This window comes from Haloplanus ruber (assembly GCF_024494725.1).
Lineage (GTDB): Archaea > Halobacteriota > Halobacteria > Halobacteriales > Haloferacaceae > Haloplanus > Haloplanus ruber.
In genome coordinates this window covers 44543-59542 of sequence record NZ_JANHDK010000002.1, presented here as the reverse complement: position 1 = coordinate 59542, position 15000 = coordinate 44543, and the positions used below count along the sequence as shown (strand labels likewise).

The following is a 15000-nucleotide window of genomic DNA, read 5'->3' as shown; positions in this document are numbered from 1 at the left end:
CGTCACGAAAGCACACACGTGAGCACAGTCGCCGCTGTCGCCTGCCCCGCCGGGGTCGTCCTCGCCGGCGACCGCCTCGTCACGAGTGGGGGTCACGTCCGGAGTCGGTCACGACGACACGTCCTCGATTTCGACGGCGTCGGCGTCGCCGTCACTGGTGGGGACGTGCCGGCTCTTGCCGACCGCCTCGACGCCGAGATCCGCGCGTACCGTACCGAACACCGGCGACTCCGGATCGACGCGTTCGCCCGTCTCGTCGGTGACGTCGCCGCCGACTTCGACGCCGCGGTGCTCGTGACCGCCCCCGACGACGGGGGCGTCCCGCGTCTCCGTTCGGTCGACCCCGACGGTGGAATCACCGAGGAGTCGCTGGCGGCACTCGGGAGCGGCGCGGCCCTCGTTCTCGGCGTCCTCGAAGCCGGTGAGTCCCCCGACACGCTCGACGACGCCGCGGCACTCGCCCGTGACGCCCTTGCGGCCGCTGCCGAGCGCGACCCCGGTACCGGCACCGATACCGATATCTACCGCCTCCCGGCGTGACGCCGTTCGGGTCCACGGCGACGTCGGGCGATGCCTACCTCTCGTGGTGGCGACGTGGCTGTTCGCGCAAGGTGGACAGGACGTACGCTCGTACTCACAGACCGGCCAGAGTAGGGGTTACGCCTCCCCGCGGCGCGAGAGTCCCGTGCCGGCCGTCAGAGCTATGCGCGCCGACCGCCACGTCTCTCCTATGTCGGGGGAGCGACGGCCGTCGTCACCGGCGGGGACCGGGGGCGAGAGCACTCACGCCGAGAGCGACGCCGACGCCGACAACTCGGGTGCCCTCGGCTCTTGGGGACGGATGGAACTCGTGTTCGCCGCGTTGCTCGTCGTCGCCGTCGCCGGCACGGCGGCGCTCATCCTCGCGCCGCCCAACGACACGACTGCCGCGGACGCCGACAGCGGCGCGACCGGGCCGGCCGCCGCGACACCAACTCATACGCCGACCGCGGCGCCAGCGGCGGCGACGTCGCCGAACGTCACGATGCGTGTCCGGTCGGTCGAGAACTGCGGGTCCCGGTGTCGGACGGTCACCATCGCGCTGTCGAACGAGGGGGCGGAGGCGGCCCGCGACGTCCGTGTCGCCACCAGCATCACCACCGGCGACAGCCTCGTCTGGGAGGCGAGTTCCGACGTCGGGCGCATCGCGACCGAGGAGACGGCCACGCGGACGCGGACGGTCCGTATCGGCTACGCTGACGCCGCGAAGATCAAGGCCAACGACGGCCGTATCCGGATCGAGACGGTCGTTCGGACGGCCAACGCCACCCGCACGTTCACCGAGGAACGGACGGTCGTCTGACCGCCCGCCCGCGGCGTTTCGAAATCCTTTTGACCGTTATCCGCCTCCACCGAGATGCGCCGCCTTAGCTCAGACTGGGAGAGCACTCGACTGAAGATCGAGCTGTCCCCCGTTCAAATCGGGGAGGCGGCATTCACCCACTTTTTGCTGCGTCGGGTTTCCTCGCTCGCTTCGCTCACTGCGGGAACCACTCCTTGCAAAAACGTGGGGAAAAACTCCCGGACGCTCCCTGCGGTCGCGTCCGGTGAAACCTCGCTTCGCTCGGTACAGCTTCACTCGATTTGAGCAGACGAGTCGCAGCCCGGAACAGAAAGTGAAGCGAGTCGCACGCCCGGACCGTCTCGGCGAGTTCAAATCGGAAGGTGGCATCCACCCACTGTCCCCCTCATCGGGGGATTCTTCGCTCGTTGTGGGAACCGCTTCTGGAAAACACGTGGGGAACACCCCTGTACTCGAAGACTGTCCGTCAGTCTATCCGGCGGCCGCCGTCGAATCGCTCGTCGGTCAGAAATACCGTCCCGTCGCGGACGGTCACCTCGATGGTGTCGAGCGACCGGCCTCTCGGCGGCCCGCGGGTACAGTACCCGTCCGCACAGTCGAAGCGCGCGCCGTGTTTGTGACAGACGAGTTGGTCGCCGTCGACGAGTGCGCCAAGCCCCCGGTCGAGTTTCACCTCTGGCTCGTGTGGACAGCTATTGCGGTAGCCCACGACCGCCGTCCCGTCGCGTTTCAGGATTCCCTCGATCTGTCGTCGCCCGGCGGTCGCCTCGAACCGGGCGGTCCCGCCGTCGGGCAGGTCCTCGACCGGGGCGATGCGATGCCCGTCGGTCGCTCCCTCTTCGGTCATGGCTGCCCTCCGTTCCGGGGTGAAAAAGGGTTGTCGAGACTAAAATCGGCATCTGACTCTCTGATGGATTTATGTTGTCAGCGACAGTACGTTCAGATGCCGACGCCCTCCGGACCTCTCCCCGTGTGCCGGTGGCGTCGGTCCCCGCATCGCGTCTCCCCGACCCGACCGACGCTTCGCACCGGCCTCGCCCCGAGTTCCCCGACCGGGGCGCCGGCCGGCCGCGACTGCTGTCACTCTTTGCTATCACTCCCGGTCGTCGCGGATCGCCGCCACATCGTCCGGCGATCCGACGACGACATCCCCCACGATGGTTCGCTTGAGCGCCGCCGTCGCCGCCCCCTGGCGCAGCGCCTCCTTCACGCTCGTGTTCCGCTGTCGCCCGGCGAGGAAGCCGCCGACGAACGCGTCGTGGACACCCGCGGGGTCGCGTGTCTCCACGGCGAACGGCGACACCTCGTGTATCTCCCCACCGTGGAGGCCGACCGTCGGGTGGCGGTACTCCTTGCGGGTGACGACCACCGTCGTGCAGTCGTATCGCGTCCGGAGGTTGTGGGCGGCGGGCACTACGTCGCCGTCGAGGCCAAAGACCGCCTCGGCGTCCGCCTCGTCGACTACGAGTACGTCCACATCGTCGAGGAGATGGTCGTACAGGTCGCGGGCTTGGTCGGCGTCTAGCCCTGTCGCGCCGAAGCGCGTGTCGAAGGCCCGTGTCGTGTCTGCCTCGCCGGCGACCGAGAACAGGGTCGCTGTCGTCTCCAAGAGTGTCTCCGACCGGGCGGGTGTGGCCCCGCTGACGAACAGGGTGTTGGCCTCCCGGACCACCCCAAGCGGGAGGTCCTCGGCGGCGGCCGTGGCGACGGCAGCGCCGTCGCGGTCGGGAACCGTCCGCGCGCCGGCCGCCCCGCCACGCTCGACGAACGCCGTCGACGCTCGCCCGGACCCTGCCCAGACGACGCCCGTCCGGACGCCGTGACGACGCAGTTCGCCGACGACCCGTCGTCCGAGTGGCGTGTCCGGCAGTTTCGACAGCCACGCGGCGTCGAGGCCGAGCGTCGTCGCCGCGACGGCGACGTTGCTCTCGGGGCCGCCGACGTGGGCGTCGAAGCCGGCCGCCGTCTCGATGCGTTCGCCCCGTGGCGGCGAGAACCGAAGGGTGGCGTCACCGACGGTAACCAGATCCGTCACGGCCGCATTTCGGCCGACCGACGCAAAAAGCTACGCACGCTCCGTCAGTCGATCACTCGGCGCGTCTGCCGCCGTGACCCGGGTAGTCGCGCTCGAATCGGTCGGTGATCTCCTCGCGGTCGAATGAGACGACGACCGGCCGCCCGTGCGGGCAGGCGAAGGGGTTCTCGCAGTCGTCGAGCGCGTCGAGGAGGTCGACGACCGATCCCTCCGTGAGCGACGTGTTGCCCGTGATCGACGGGTAACAGGCCAGATCAGCGAGCAGCGAGTCGGCCACGGCGTCGACAGTCTCCCCTGCCGACGCCGCCCCCGTCGCGAATCCCGTCAGCGCGTCCCGCAGTAGCGACGGGTCGAGCGCTGCGTCGAACACCGTCGGGACTGTCCGCACCTCGACGGTGTGCTCGCCCGCCTGCTCCGCGTGGAAGCCGAGTGCCGCCAGCGCCTCGCGGAAGCGACCGAACAGCTCGTCCTCCCGGGCCGTGAGTTCGAGGTCCACCGGTTCGGCGAGCGCCTGCGTCGGCGTCTCGCCCTCCATCTCGGCGCGCAGGCGCTCGTAGTTGATCCGCTCGTCGGCCGCGTGCTGGTCGATCAACACCAGGCCGTCGGGCGTCTCCGCGACGAGGTACGTGTCGTCGTACTGCCCGAGCACCCGCATCGCGGGCAGGCGGTTGAACGCGCGGTCCGGCGCCGCACGTTCCCCGTCGAGCGTCCGCTGTTCGCTCGGCGGGCGAACCTCCGTGGTGCGCCACTCGCCGCCTGCGCTGCGGTCGGTCGTCGAGTCCCCGGAGCCGGCCCCCTCGCCGTCGCGTTCGCTCTCTGCCCCCCGTTCGTCGTCGACCGGCCCTGTCTCGTCGCTCTCGCGTGTCCCCGTGGCGTCGCTCGACGGCACCTCGTCCAGGGTGGCCGCCCGGGTCGACTCGTCGGCGTCCGGAGTCGCGTCGCGTTCCGTTCCCGTCAGGTCACCGTCGTCCGTCGACTCGACCTCCGTCGGGCCGCCTGCGACCGCCGAGTCGTCGCCGCTCGGCGTCGCCGGAGGCTCGTCCGCGTCGTCGTCCGGGCCGGGGTCGGAATCGGCGGCCTCGACCGCCTCGCCGCCGACGACCTCCCGATCCGGTGACGACGGGTCGATTTCGGTCTCCGCGGGCGCGGAGCGTCCCCGCGGGGCCGTCGAGCGGACCAGCCCCTCGTCTAAGAGCGCCTCGCGGACGGCCGTCGTCACCGCCTCGCGGACGCCCGCCTCGTCGTCGAACCGAACTTCCATCTTCCGGGGGTGGACGTTCACGTCGACGGCGTCGGGCGGCACCGCGACGAAGAGGACGGCAAAGGGGTACCGGTCGGTCGCGAGTTGTCCGCCGTAGGCGTCGAGGACGGCCTCGCGGAGCGTCCCCGCGGTGACGTACCGGCCGTTGACGAACGTCGAGAGGTACTCCCGCCCTGCCCGCGTCGTCTCGGGGTGACTCACCAGCCCCGACACCGAGTTGAGAGGCCCCGACGGCTCGGCCGATACGTCGATCATCGACGACGCCACCTCGCGGCCGTAGACCGCCAGGATGGTCGATTCAAGGTCGCCCGCCCCTTCGGTGGCGAACACCTCGCGGCCGTCGTGTTCGAGGGTCGTCGCCACCTCGGGGTTGGCGAGGGCGTACTGGGTCACCACCCGGTTGACGTGGTCGAACTCCGTCGTCTCCGCCTTGAGGAACTTCCGTCTGGCCGGCGTGTTGTAGAACAGATCCTCGACTTCGACGACCGTCCCCGGCGGACAGCCCGACGGGGTGACCTCGCCGGCGGTCCCGCCCTCGACGGTGAGTTCGTGTCCGCGCCCGCCGGATTGGGGACGCGACCGGATCGTCAGCCGCGACACCGCGCCGATGGTGTGTAGCGCCTCGCCACGGAATCCGAGCGTCCCCACCCGGTCGAGGTCGTCACTTCCCGTGATCTTGCTCGTCGTATGTTCCTCGACCGCCCGTTCGAGGTCCGCTGCGGTCATTCCGACCCCGTCGTCGCGGACGCGGAGTCCTTCGACGCCACCGCCTTCGACGGCGACGGTGATCCGGGAGGCGTCGGCGTCGAGGCTGTTCTCGAACAGTTCCTTCACGACGCTCGCCGGACGCTCGACCACCTCGCCGGCGGCGATGCGTCGGACCGTCGCGTCGTCGAGTGCGTGGATGGTCGGCGTCTCGCTCACGCTCGATAGTCGGGAGGAAGGGACATCAACGCCACGGTGCCGGCCGCCGACCCAGCTATTCGACGTCGATGACGTCGATGTCGAAGGTCAGCGTCTCGCCCGCCAGCGGGTGTTCGAAGTCGACTCGCACGACGTCTGCGCTCACTTCGACGACGGTGCCCACTGCACCGCCCTGTGCGCGAACCTGCAGTCCTTCGGCGGGGTCCTGACCGACCATTTCCTCGAACTGTGCGGGCTCGAACTCGCGGACGCTGTCGCCGTCGGCCTCGCCGTAGGCCTCCTCCGGGGGCACCGTGATGGTCTCGGAGTCGCCCGCTTCGAGACCCAGCAGGCCCTGTTCCATCCCCTCGATGAGGTTGCCCTCGCCCACCTCGACGGTGAGCGGTTCGAACTCACGCTCCGGTTGCTCCTCGAGGAGGCCGGTCTCCGCGGCGACCGACTCGTCGGTGGTGTCGAAGACCGTCCCGTCGTCGAGGCGACCGGTGTACGCGATGGTGACCGAATCGCCGGTAGAAATCGTCATGTTCGATTCAGTGCCGTGGGACGCATAAGGGCTTGGACTCCGTCGGGTCCCGCTCCGATCACTCCGTCGGCTCGTACCCCTCGTAGATGCGGTCCATCCGCGCCGCCATCACGAAGTCGGTCTTGTGGAGGCCGTCGATCTTGTGGGTCCACATCTCCACCTCGACTTCACCCCACGCGAGCGCGATATCGGGGTGGTGCCACTCCTCTTCGGCGAGTTCGCCGATCTCGTAGGTGAACTCCAGGGCGTCTCTGAAGTCCTCGAACTCGTAGCGGGCGAGCAGATGGTGGTCGTCGACGACCTCCCAGACGTCCCCTCGGAGGTCGGCCAGATACTCCGCGTACTCCTCGTCGGTCAGCGGTTCGTCGTCGCTGGTGCAGGCTTCACACGGTTCGTCGGCGAGTGCGGACATAGACACCCGTTGGGACGCCGACGGTTTGTACGTTCGCCCCGCACGTGGCCGAGATCAGCTCTCGTCGTCGACCATCGCGCCGAACGCCGCCGTCGCGTCCGCGGGCACGTCGAAGTCGTGGTAATGTTCGCCTTTCTCCTTGCTCAGGATGTTCAGCGCCGCCGCCGCGCCGTCGCCCGCCGCGATGACCGCCTGCCACTCCTCGGCCCGGACCATCGCGCCCGTGGCGTAGGCGTCCGCGACGCTCGTCTCCATCTCGACACCCACCTCGACGACGCCGTCGTCGTCCGTCGCACAGCCGAGGTCGGTCGCGAGACTCCGGTCGGCACCCGTCGCCAGGACCAGATAGTCCGCCTCGTGGTCGCCGTCCTCGGTCGTCACGGCGAAGCCGTCATCGCTCTCGGCGACGGCCGTCACTTCCTCGCCCTGCCGGCGGTCGACACCGAAGTCGTCGACCTGCTGGCGCGTCACGCCCACGAACTCCGCCCCGCCGATGGAGCCGATGCCGGGGTAGTTGAACAGGTGGGCCTTGTGCATCCACGTCTCGTCGGTGTCGAACACCGTCGTATCGAGACCGTTTTTCGCCGCGAACAGTGCCGCACTCAGGCCGGCGGGACCGCCGCCAACGACGATGACTGATGCCATACCACTACTATCGCTGTCCCGGCGGAAATAGGTGTCTCAACCGGAAGGAGCACCCGGATTCGGGGACAGCCCTTCGCCCCGAACGCGGGTGACGGTCACTCCTCGCCGTCGAGTCGGCCCTGCCACTCGCGGACTCGCGCCATGAGGTCGACCGGTGACGTCTCCGCGACGCTCGTCTCCTGCAGTTCCGCGAGGACCGACTCCGTGGCCGGATCGAGTGGCTCCTCGTCGTCCTCCTCGGTGCGCTGGAAGTCACCCGAGCCGAGGTCGAAGACGGCCTGTGTCGTCCCGTCGCTCGTTCCGGCGCCGCGGGCCTCGATGGCGCGGTCCTCGCGCAAGCGGTCGAGTACGTCTCGGGACCGCTCGACGACCGGATCGGGGACGCCCGCCAGGTCCGCGACGTGGACGCCGTAGCTCCGGTCGGTCGGCCCGTCCTCGACGGTCCGGAGAAACGTGATGTCGCCGTCGTCGCCGCCGTCGCCCGCGACGGCAACGTGAACGTTCTCGACCCGTGGCAGGTGGTCGGCGAGTGTCGTCAGTTCGTGATAGTGAGTGGCAAAGAGACACTTACAGCCCACCTCGTTGTGGATGTACTCTGTCGTCGCCCACGCAATGGAGATGCCGTCGTACGTCGCCGTCCCCCGGCCCACCTCGTCGAGGACGACCAGCGACTCCTCGGTTGCCGAGTGGAGGATGTTGCTCAACTCCTCCATCTCGACCATGAACGTCGACCGCCCGCCTGCGAGTTCGTCGAGGGCGCCGACCCGGGTGTAGATGCCGTCGACGACGCCCACCGTCGCGGCCCGTGCGGGGACGAAACTCCCCGCCTGTGCCAGCAGGGTTATCAGCGCCGCCTGGCGCATGTACGTCGACTTCCCGCTCATATTCGGCCCGGTGACCAGCAGAAACCCGCGGTCCGTATCCAGGTGGAGGTCGTTGGGAACGAAGTCCGTCGTCGTCTCGACGACCGGATGACGGCCGGCCTCAACGACCAGCGGTCCGGGGGCGACCACTTCCGGCCGCGTCCAGTCGTGGCTCGCGGCGTGGGTCGCCAGCGAGGCGAGGGCATCGACCGTCGCCAGTGTTCGCCCCACGTCCTGCAGGAGTTCGGTGTGGTCTGCCACCCGTTCCCGTAGCTCACAGAAGAGGTCGTACTCTAGGTCGCCGCGGGCTTCCTCCAGTCGCAACACCTCGCGTTCCCGCTCGGCCAACTCGTCGGTGGTGTACCGCTTCGAGTTCTTCAGCGTCTTGATCTCCCGGTACGACTCGGGGACGGCGTCGGTCTCGGAGTTCCCGACCTGGATGTAGTAGCCGTCGGTCTTGTTGCGGTCGACCTGCAGGTGGGTGATCCCCGTCCGTGCCTTCTCGCGGTCGGCGAGGCCATCGAGCCACTCCCGGGCCGCCTCGTAGCGGTCGATCAGGTCGTCGAGTTCGTCGTCGTAGCCGCGTTGGAAGAGGCCCCCCTCGGTGACCGTTCCCGGCGGGTCGGGGGCGAGCGCGGCGTCAAGTTCAGCCCGCAGCGACGCCGCACGCTCCCGGTTCGGGCGGTCGACGATGGCCGGCAACGGCGAGTCCTCCAGCCGGGAGTCCGCCACCGCCTCGCCGAGGGCTGGGAGAACATCGAGGGTGTCGCGGATCGACAGTAGGTCCGTCGCGTCCGCGCTCCCGCTGGTCGCCCGCGCGGCCAGGCGTTCGAGGTCGTAGGCGTCGTCGAGCACCTCCCGCACCCGGTCGCGAGCGAGGGCCGCCTCGACGAGCGCCGCCACGCTGTCGATTCGGCGGTCGATCACGTCCCGGTCGCGGCGGGGGCGGGTGAGCCACTCCCGGAGGCGACGCCCTCCGGCACTCGTCACCGTGTGATCCACCGTCGCCAGGAGCGACCCCTCGCGTTCCCCGTGCATCGTCTCCGTGAGTTCGAGGTTGCGCTGTGTCGTCGCGTCCAGGTCGAGGTGGTCGCCGGTGTCGTAGGTCCCCAGTCGCGTTAACGCGTCGAGGACGCCCACGCCCGTCTCCTCGACGTACGCGAGGACGGCGCCCGCGGCGGCGACGCCCGCTCGATCCGCGAGGCCGACGCTGTCGAGGGCGCCCGCCCCGAAGTGATCGCGCAGTCGGCGCTCGGCCCGCCCCGGAGCGAAGGCGGCGTCGTCGTAGTCGATCACCGGCGCGGTTGTCTCTCCCCGGTCCAACAGGGCGTCGTCGCGGACGGTCGGCCCCGGCAACACCTCTGCGGGGTCGAATCGGTGGAGTTCGGCCTCCACTTCCGCGGCCGAAGCCGTCGTCGTCACCAGAAACTCTCCCGTGGTCACGTCTGCGAGCGCGAGACCGTAGCGGTCGTCGACGTCGACGACAGCCGCTAGGAACTGGGCGGTTGGGTCCGTCGTCTCCAGTAAGGTTCCGGGCGTGACGATCCGGGTGATCTCGCGAGCGTGGCCGTCGTCGGTCTCGTACTGGTCCGCGACGGCGACGCGGTAGCCACGCTCGACGAGCGCCTTCAGATAGGGGGTGAGGTCGTCGACCGGCACTCCCGCCATCGGATACGTCGAGCCGTGCGAGGACTTCTCCGAGACCTTCAGATCGAGTTCGTCCCCGACGAACTCCGCGTCCTCCGCGAAGAACTCGTAGAAGTCGCCACACTGCATCGCCAGCAGATCGGCGTCGGTCTCCGCCTTCAGGGCGAGAAACTCTCCGACGATGCCATCGGCGGTCATACTCCCATCCGGACCGTCGTCGGCTAAAACACTGTGGGTCGCGGCCGCCGGCGACGCCCCCGCCCGTCGGTCCTCACTCGCCTGTCCCCGGCTGACCGCCGGCAGAATGCCGTTCGACGGCGTCCAGCAGCGTGAACACGCGCTCGCCCAGTCGTTCGGGCGTCTCGGCGACCACCTTCACGATGGCCTCCTTCCCGACGGCGCCGCGGTCGAGGACAGCCGCCGGCGTCGGATCATCGGCGTCGACGGCGCCGAACGCCCGCCGGGCGCCCCAGCCCATCGTCCCGCTTGCCTCGTCGGGTTCGGCGTCGCGGTCGTACGCCGTCACCGGCCCGTCCAACTCGCTCGTCGCCGCCTCGACTGCGTCGTCGAACCGGCAGTTGACGGCAAAGCGAAGGTCGGGGTCGAACTCCCGGGCCGCCAGCAGGAAGCGGGCGACGTGACTCGACGCGCCGAGTCGCACGCCGCGGTTCGGCGCCGCCCCCGAGAGTGTGCGCGTGATGCGGCCCTCGACGGCGGCCGTCTCACCGACCGCCTCGGCGTACTCCGTGGCGCCGACGACGTTCATCCCCACCTCGGGGATGAGCCGCGAGACGTCCCGGTCGACGAACGCTTCGACGACTTCGGCCACGTCGGTCATGGTCCGGTGTCGGTCGGCCGCCTCCCGGAGTGCGGCGAGGTGGTGGACCGCACCCGGGCCCTCGCCCACGGCGAGGCCGTACCGGATCGCTCGCTCCATGAACGCCGTCGCCGCCTCGACGGCGTAGTCGAGCGTCTCGCCGTGGGCGAGGTGGGCGGCCACCGCACTCGACAGCGTACAGCCCGAGCCGTGGGTGGCGTCGGTGTCGATCCGCGGGTGTTCGAACCGCCGGACCGTCGGCTCACCGTCCGGGAGCGTGCTGACGAGCGTATCCGTCACCGCCCCGCCGTCGCCGACGTGGCCGCCCTTGACGAGTGCGGCGTCGGCGCCCATCGACACCAGCGTCTCGCCGGCCTCTCGGGCGCCTTCCCGGTCGGTCGGCTCGGTCCCCGTCAACACCGCCGCCTCGTCGGCGTTCGGCGTGACGAGCGTCGCCTCGGCGACGAGTGACTCGTAGGCCGCCTCGGCGTCCGGATCGAGCAGGCGATCACCGCTTGCGGCGACCATCACCGGGTCGACGACGACCGGCGCGTCGGCGTTGCCTACCTGCTCGGCCACTAGATCGATCACGGAGTCGGTCGCCAACATCCCCGTCTTCACCGCTCCGAGGTCGAAGTCGCCGGCGACGGCGTCGTACTGGGCGCGAATCTCTTCGGCGGGCAGGACGTGCGAGCGCTCGACGCCGACGGTGTTTTGTGCCGTCACCGCAGTGACGACCGACGTGCCGAAGACGCCGTGGGCTTCCATGGTCTTCAGATCCGCTTGGATTCCCGCGCCACCACCGGAGTCGCTTCCGGCGATAGTAAGCGCGACGGGCGGTGAGACGGGCGCACGACGACGGGTCATCTCGTCCTCCCGAGCGTCCGCGCCGGCTGCACACGAGACGGCTCCGTACCGAGTGTCGGTGCCATAGTGTCGACTATTACGAGCTAATATTTATCGGTGATGGACGGGTATGGGATCGATCCGAGCGGCAAGACCTATCTATGCCCGGTAGAAACGCAGGAGCACGCAGATGTGGGTGCGTTCGCCTGGTCGGGTCGTGACCGTCGTCGCCGTCGCCATGCTCGCCGTCGCGGCTATCCCGGGGATCGGTGTCGTCGCGCTCACCGAGCGGCCGACATCGCCGGCGCAGATGGCCTCGGGGCCAACCTTCCAGCAGGGCGTCGACACCGATTCGGTTCGACTCATCGTCTCGGTCGACCCGAATGGGTCCGCGACGTGGACCGTCCAGTACTGGACGCGTCTCGACGACGAGAATACCACGGCCGCCTTCGAGTCACTCCAGGCGGACATCCGGGCAAATTCGGGGAACTACTCCGGCCGGTTCGCCGCACGGATGCGTTCGACGGTGTCGGCGGCCGAGAACGCGACCGGCCGCGAGATGAACGCGACCGACTTCGCGGTGAGCGCCGAGACGCGGACCCCGCCACAGTACGGCGTCGTCTCTTACACCTTCCGCTGGGAGGGGTTCGCCAGCCTGGACGGCGACACCGTCCAGGTCGGTGACGCCATCGAGGGGCTCTTCCTCGACGAGCGGACCCGTCTCGCCATCGAGTGGCCCGCGGGCTACACCACGGCCCAAGCGACGCCGGACCCCGACGAGCGCCGGACTAACGCCGCCGTCTGGCGCGGCGCCGAGACGAGTTTCGTCTCCGGCGAACCGACACTCGTCCTCGAACCCGCGACGCCGACCGCTACGGCCACCCCGACCGCCGCCGGTGCCGACGGTGCCGGCGGCCAGTCGACCGCCGCATCGGACGACGGCACCGGCCCGTCCTCGGTGCTCGGTCTCGGCCTGTTGGTCGCGCTCGTCGGCGGGGTGGCGTGGCGGTACCGCGACCGATTCCGCGGCGCGTCCGGTCCCGTGGCGAGCGCCGCCGACGCGGACGAGGGGGGTCGCGTCGCCACCGACGACGGCGATGGTGCCGACACCGGGGTTGCCTCCGAATCGGAGCGTGAGGACCTCCTGAGCAACGAGGAGCGCGTCCTCCAGTTCGTCAGGGAACAGGGCGGCCGTGTCAAACAACAGGAAATCGTCGAGGCGTTCGACTGGACCGAGGCCCGGACGAGCCAGATCGTCCGCGACCTGCGGGACGATGGCGCACTCGAAGGTTTCCGCCTCGGTCGCGAGAACGTTCTGAAGCTTCCGGACGAGGACTGATCCGTCAGCCGCCGGGAATCGGGCGGCTTGAAAGCGTTCAGGCTCGGCCTAACCACGGTTTAATCCGGGTTAACGGTGTTTCAGGTTCGTCGTGGTTTATCCACCTTAGCCGCGTAGTGAGCGCCAAGATGAGCAGAGACGTTCCGGACGTCGTCGTGTTCGCGCTTGCCGTCATCGCCGTCGTCGGGGCGGCGACGGTGCCGGCGTCGGCGCTGGGGTCACCGGCGTCGCCCACGGGGCACACGACGGCCGACGAGTTGTTGCCACAGACGACCGACGACGATGCCGGAGTACGGAACGACACGCCCGAAGAGGGCACGACGAACAACAGCGACTCTGTCGCGCCGGGCCAGCGACTCGCCGGCGTTGTCGGCGTCCAGGGCGCTGAAATCGAGGGCGAGATGGACGAACGGTCGCTGTCGACTCGTGTCTCCCGTGCCGGCTCCAACGACTCGAAGGCGGCCGTGGTCGCGTCGGACGTCAACCGGATCCGCGACCGACTCACCGACCTCCGCGAACGTCAGGAGCGCCTCCGCCAGCGACACCGCTCCGGCGAGCTCTCGACCGGGGAGTTTCGCGCCCGGATGGCCGTGACCAGCGCTCAGGTTCGCTCGCTTCAGACCCGGATCGAGGCGAACACGGAGGTGTCCGAGGACCTCCCCAACGAGACGCTCGCCTCCGCCGGCGTGAACCGGACCGAACTCGACCGACTGCGGGAGAACGCCGACGAACTGCAAGGGCCGGAGGTCGCCGAGATGGCACGCGACATCGCCGGCGAGAACCCCGGTCGGGAGATGGACCCCGAACGCGGTCCCAGTGAGTTGCCAGCGCCCGCCCAAGGCGGTGACGAGGACACCGGCCCGCCGGAGGAGCGTGGCCCGCCCGAGGACCGAGGCAACGGAACCGAGACGAACAATCGGTCCGCGACGGCTGGCCCGCCCGAGGACCGAGGTAACGGAACCGAGACGAACAATCGATCCGCGACGGCTGGCCCACCCGAGGACGACGCTCGGGGGAACTCGGGGAACGCAGGCAATTCGGGAAACGGTGAAGGTGCGGATAACTCGGGGAACGCAGGCAACTCTGGAAACGGTGAGGGCGCCGGTAACTCGGGGAATGCAGGCAACTCTGGAAACGGTGAAGGTGCGGATAACTCGGGGAACGCAGGCAACTCTGGAAACGGTGAAGGTGCCGGTAGCTCGGGCAATGGCGGCAATTCGGACGACGCAGATAATTCGGGAAACGGTGAAGGTGCCGGTAGCTCGGGCAATGGCGGCAATTCGGACGACGCAGGCAATTCGGGAAACGACGATAGCCCGGGCAATTCAGGCGACGGAGGAAGTTCGGACGACGCCGGAAACTCGGGAAACGACGATAGCACAAGTAATTCGGGTAACGGAGGCAGTTCGGACGACGCCGGAAGCTCAGGAAACGACGATAGCACAAGCAATTCGGGCGACGGAGGCAACTCAGGTGATGCAGGAAACTCGGGAAGCGGCGATAGCTCGGGTGATTCCGGGAGTGGCGGCGACGGCGCCGGGAGCGGCGGTGGCAACGGTGGCTCTAGCGGAAACAGCGGCGGGAGCGGAAACAGCGGCGGCGGCTCTGGCGGGAACGGTGGCTCCGGTGGAAACGGTGGCTCCGGTGGAAACGGTGGCTCCGGTGGAAACGGTGGCTCCGGTGGAAACGGTGGCTCCGGTGGAAACGGTGGCTCTGGCGGGAACGGGAACGCCGGGGGTGGCGGGCGATGACCGACACGCCTCGCGTTCTGATCGCCGACGACGAACCTGAGCTACTGGACCTCTATGCGACGTGGCTCGACGACATCGCCGTCGTGGTCGTTCTCGCGGGTTGTGGCGCGGCGGCGCTCGACCGCTGTGGCGAGGGCGACCTGGACGTGGTGATCCTCGACCGACACATGCCACGGGTTTCGGGCGACGAGGTGCTCGATGCCCTCCGTGACGACTCGGGTCCGCGGACCGCGTTCGTGACGGCGGCCACGCCGGACGTCGACATCGTCAACCTCGACATCGACGCCTACCTCACCAAGCCGGTTTCGCGGGACGAGTTCGTCGACATGGTCGAATCGTTGCTCCGGCGGGAGGCGTTCCCCGAGACGGTCGACCGGTACGTCGAGAAACTCTCGAAGCGGGCGGCTCTGCTCGAATCGGAGTCACAGTCGGTGCTCCGTGCCGATCCGATCTACACCGCCTTCGAGGCCGAACTGTCGTCTCTCGCCGCACGGATTGACTACCGGCCGCTGGACGACCCGTATCTGAACCGGGCGCTTGCGGACGGCGGCCACGACGACTTGGTCGATTCGTAGTATCCGCGTGCGACTTCGTG

13 protein-coding genes and 1 tRNA gene are annotated in these 15000 nt (G+C 69.1%); 6 read left to right on the top strand and 8 right to left on the bottom strand.

Annotated elements, in window-relative coordinates:
- Nucleotides 1–18 precede the first annotated feature (18 nt).
- From NO878_RS08330 to NO878_RS08320, 3 genes are all read left to right on the top strand, one after another.
- Complete coding sequence (locus tag NO878_RS08330) at nt 19–540, top strand: Ntn hydrolase family protein (RefSeq protein ID WP_256405534.1); 522 nt, start codon at nt 19–21, stop codon at nt 538–540.
- A gap of 190 nt (nt 541–730) precedes the next feature.
- Entirely contained in the window at nt 731–1342 is a 612-nt protein-coding gene (locus tag NO878_RS08325; RefSeq protein ID WP_256405533.1) for a hypothetical protein, read from the top strand.
- Between the two features lie 58 nt (nt 1343–1400).
- Nucleotides 1401–1474: transfer RNA gene (locus NO878_RS08320), tRNA-Phe, on the top strand.
- 334 nt (nt 1475–1808) lie between these two features.
- Here the strand turns inward: NO878_RS08320 and NO878_RS08315 are convergent.
- From NO878_RS08315 to thiD, 8 genes are all read right to left on the bottom strand, one after another.
- A complete protein-coding gene (locus NO878_RS08315; RefSeq protein ID WP_256405532.1) occupies nt 1809–2189 on the bottom strand; it encodes a Rieske (2Fe-2S) protein in 381 nt (126 codons plus the stop codon).
- A gap of 246 nt (nt 2190–2435) precedes the next feature.
- Nucleotides 2436–3377, bottom strand: coding sequence for a sugar kinase (locus tag NO878_RS08310; protein ID WP_256405531.1), 942 nt, complete (start codon nt 3375–3377; stop codon nt 2436–2438).
- Nucleotides 3378–3429: 52 nt separating this feature from the next.
- Complete coding sequence (gene mutL / locus NO878_RS08305; protein ID WP_256405530.1) at nt 3430–5562, bottom strand: DNA mismatch repair endonuclease MutL; 2133 nt, start codon at nt 5560–5562, stop codon at nt 3430–3432.
- 55 nt (nt 5563–5617) lie between these two features.
- Entirely contained in the window at nt 5618–6085 is a 468-nt protein-coding gene (locus NO878_RS08300) for an FKBP-type peptidyl-prolyl cis-trans isomerase (protein WP_256405529.1), read from the bottom strand.
- Nucleotides 6086–6143: 58 nt separating this feature from the next.
- Nucleotides 6144–6497: a 4a-hydroxytetrahydrobiopterin dehydratase gene (locus NO878_RS08295; protein ID WP_256405528.1), complete on the bottom strand. Its 354-nt coding sequence runs from the start codon at nt 6495–6497 to the stop codon at nt 6144–6146.
- 54 nt (nt 6498–6551) lie between these two features.
- A complete protein-coding gene (locus tag NO878_RS08290; protein ID WP_256405527.1) occupies nt 6552–7142 on the bottom strand; it encodes an NAD(P)/FAD-dependent oxidoreductase in 591 nt (196 codons plus the stop codon).
- Between the two features lie 95 nt (nt 7143–7237).
- Nucleotides 7238–9850, bottom strand: a complete 2613-nt coding sequence (gene mutS, locus NO878_RS08285; protein WP_256405526.1) for a DNA mismatch repair protein MutS — start codon at nt 9848–9850, stop codon at nt 7238–7240.
- Nucleotides 9851–9923: 73 nt separating this feature from the next.
- A complete protein-coding gene (thiD, locus tag NO878_RS08280; RefSeq protein ID WP_256405525.1) occupies nt 9924–11336 on the bottom strand; it encodes a bifunctional hydroxymethylpyrimidine kinase/phosphomethylpyrimidine kinase in 1413 nt (470 codons plus the stop codon).
- Between the two features lie 196 nt (nt 11337–11532).
- Between thiD and NO878_RS08275 the strand changes: the two genes are divergently transcribed.
- The 3 genes from NO878_RS08275 (at nt 11533) to NO878_RS08265 (ending at nt 14980) form a co-directional block, all read left to right on the top strand.
- Nucleotides 11533–12654 carry a helix-turn-helix transcriptional regulator gene (locus NO878_RS08275; RefSeq protein ID WP_256405524.1) on the top strand — a complete coding sequence of 374 codons (1122 nt, stop codon included), beginning with the start codon at nt 11533–11535 and terminating at the stop codon, nt 12652–12654.
- 128 nt (nt 12655–12782) lie between these two features.
- The gene (locus tag NO878_RS08270) at nt 12783–14405 is read left to right on the top strand and encodes a DUF7096 domain-containing protein (protein ID WP_256405523.1); all 1623 of its coding nucleotides are present in this window, start codon (nt 12783–12785) and stop codon (nt 14403–14405) included.
- Entirely contained in the window at nt 14402–14980 is a 579-nt protein-coding gene (locus NO878_RS08265; protein WP_256405522.1) for a response regulator transcription factor, read from the top strand. Before NO878_RS08270 ends, NO878_RS08265 begins: the two co-directional genes overlap by 4 nt.
- Nucleotides 14981–15000: the final 20 nt, after the last annotated feature.

What these genes read in the sequence shown, in the direction of transcription:
- thiD (WP_256405525.1), bottom strand. Translation starts at nt 11,336, where the DNA reads ATGACCCGTCGTCGTGCGCCCGTCTCACCGCCCGTCGCGCTTACTATC.
- NO878_RS08265 (WP_256405522.1), top strand. Translation starts at nt 14,402, where the DNA reads ATGACCGACACGCCTCGCGTTCTGATCGCCGACGACGAACCTGAGCTA.
- NO878_RS08315 (WP_256405532.1), bottom strand. Translation starts at nt 2,189, where the DNA reads ATGACCGAAGAGGGAGCGACCGACGGGCATCGCATCGCCCCGGTCGAG.
- NO878_RS08290 (WP_256405527.1), bottom strand. Translation starts at nt 7,142, where the DNA reads ATGGCATCAGTCATCGTCGTTGGCGGCGGTCCCGCCGGCCTGAGTGCG.
- NO878_RS08295 (WP_256405528.1), bottom strand. Translation starts at nt 6,497, where the DNA reads ATGTCCGCACTCGCCGACGAACCGTGTGAAGCCTGCACCAGCGACGAC.
- mutS (WP_256405526.1), bottom strand. Translation starts at nt 9,850, where the DNA reads ATGACCGCCGATGGCATCGTCGGAGAGTTTCTCGCCCTGAAGGCGGAG.
- NO878_RS08325 (WP_256405533.1), top strand. Translation starts at nt 731, where the DNA reads ATGTCGGGGGAGCGACGGCCGTCGTCACCGGCGGGGACCGGGGGCGAG.
- NO878_RS08270 (WP_256405523.1), top strand. Translation starts at nt 12,783, where the DNA reads ATGAGCAGAGACGTTCCGGACGTCGTCGTGTTCGCGCTTGCCGTCATC.
- NO878_RS08300 (WP_256405529.1), bottom strand. Translation starts at nt 6,085, where the DNA reads ATGACGATTTCTACCGGCGATTCGGTCACCATCGCGTACACCGGTCGC.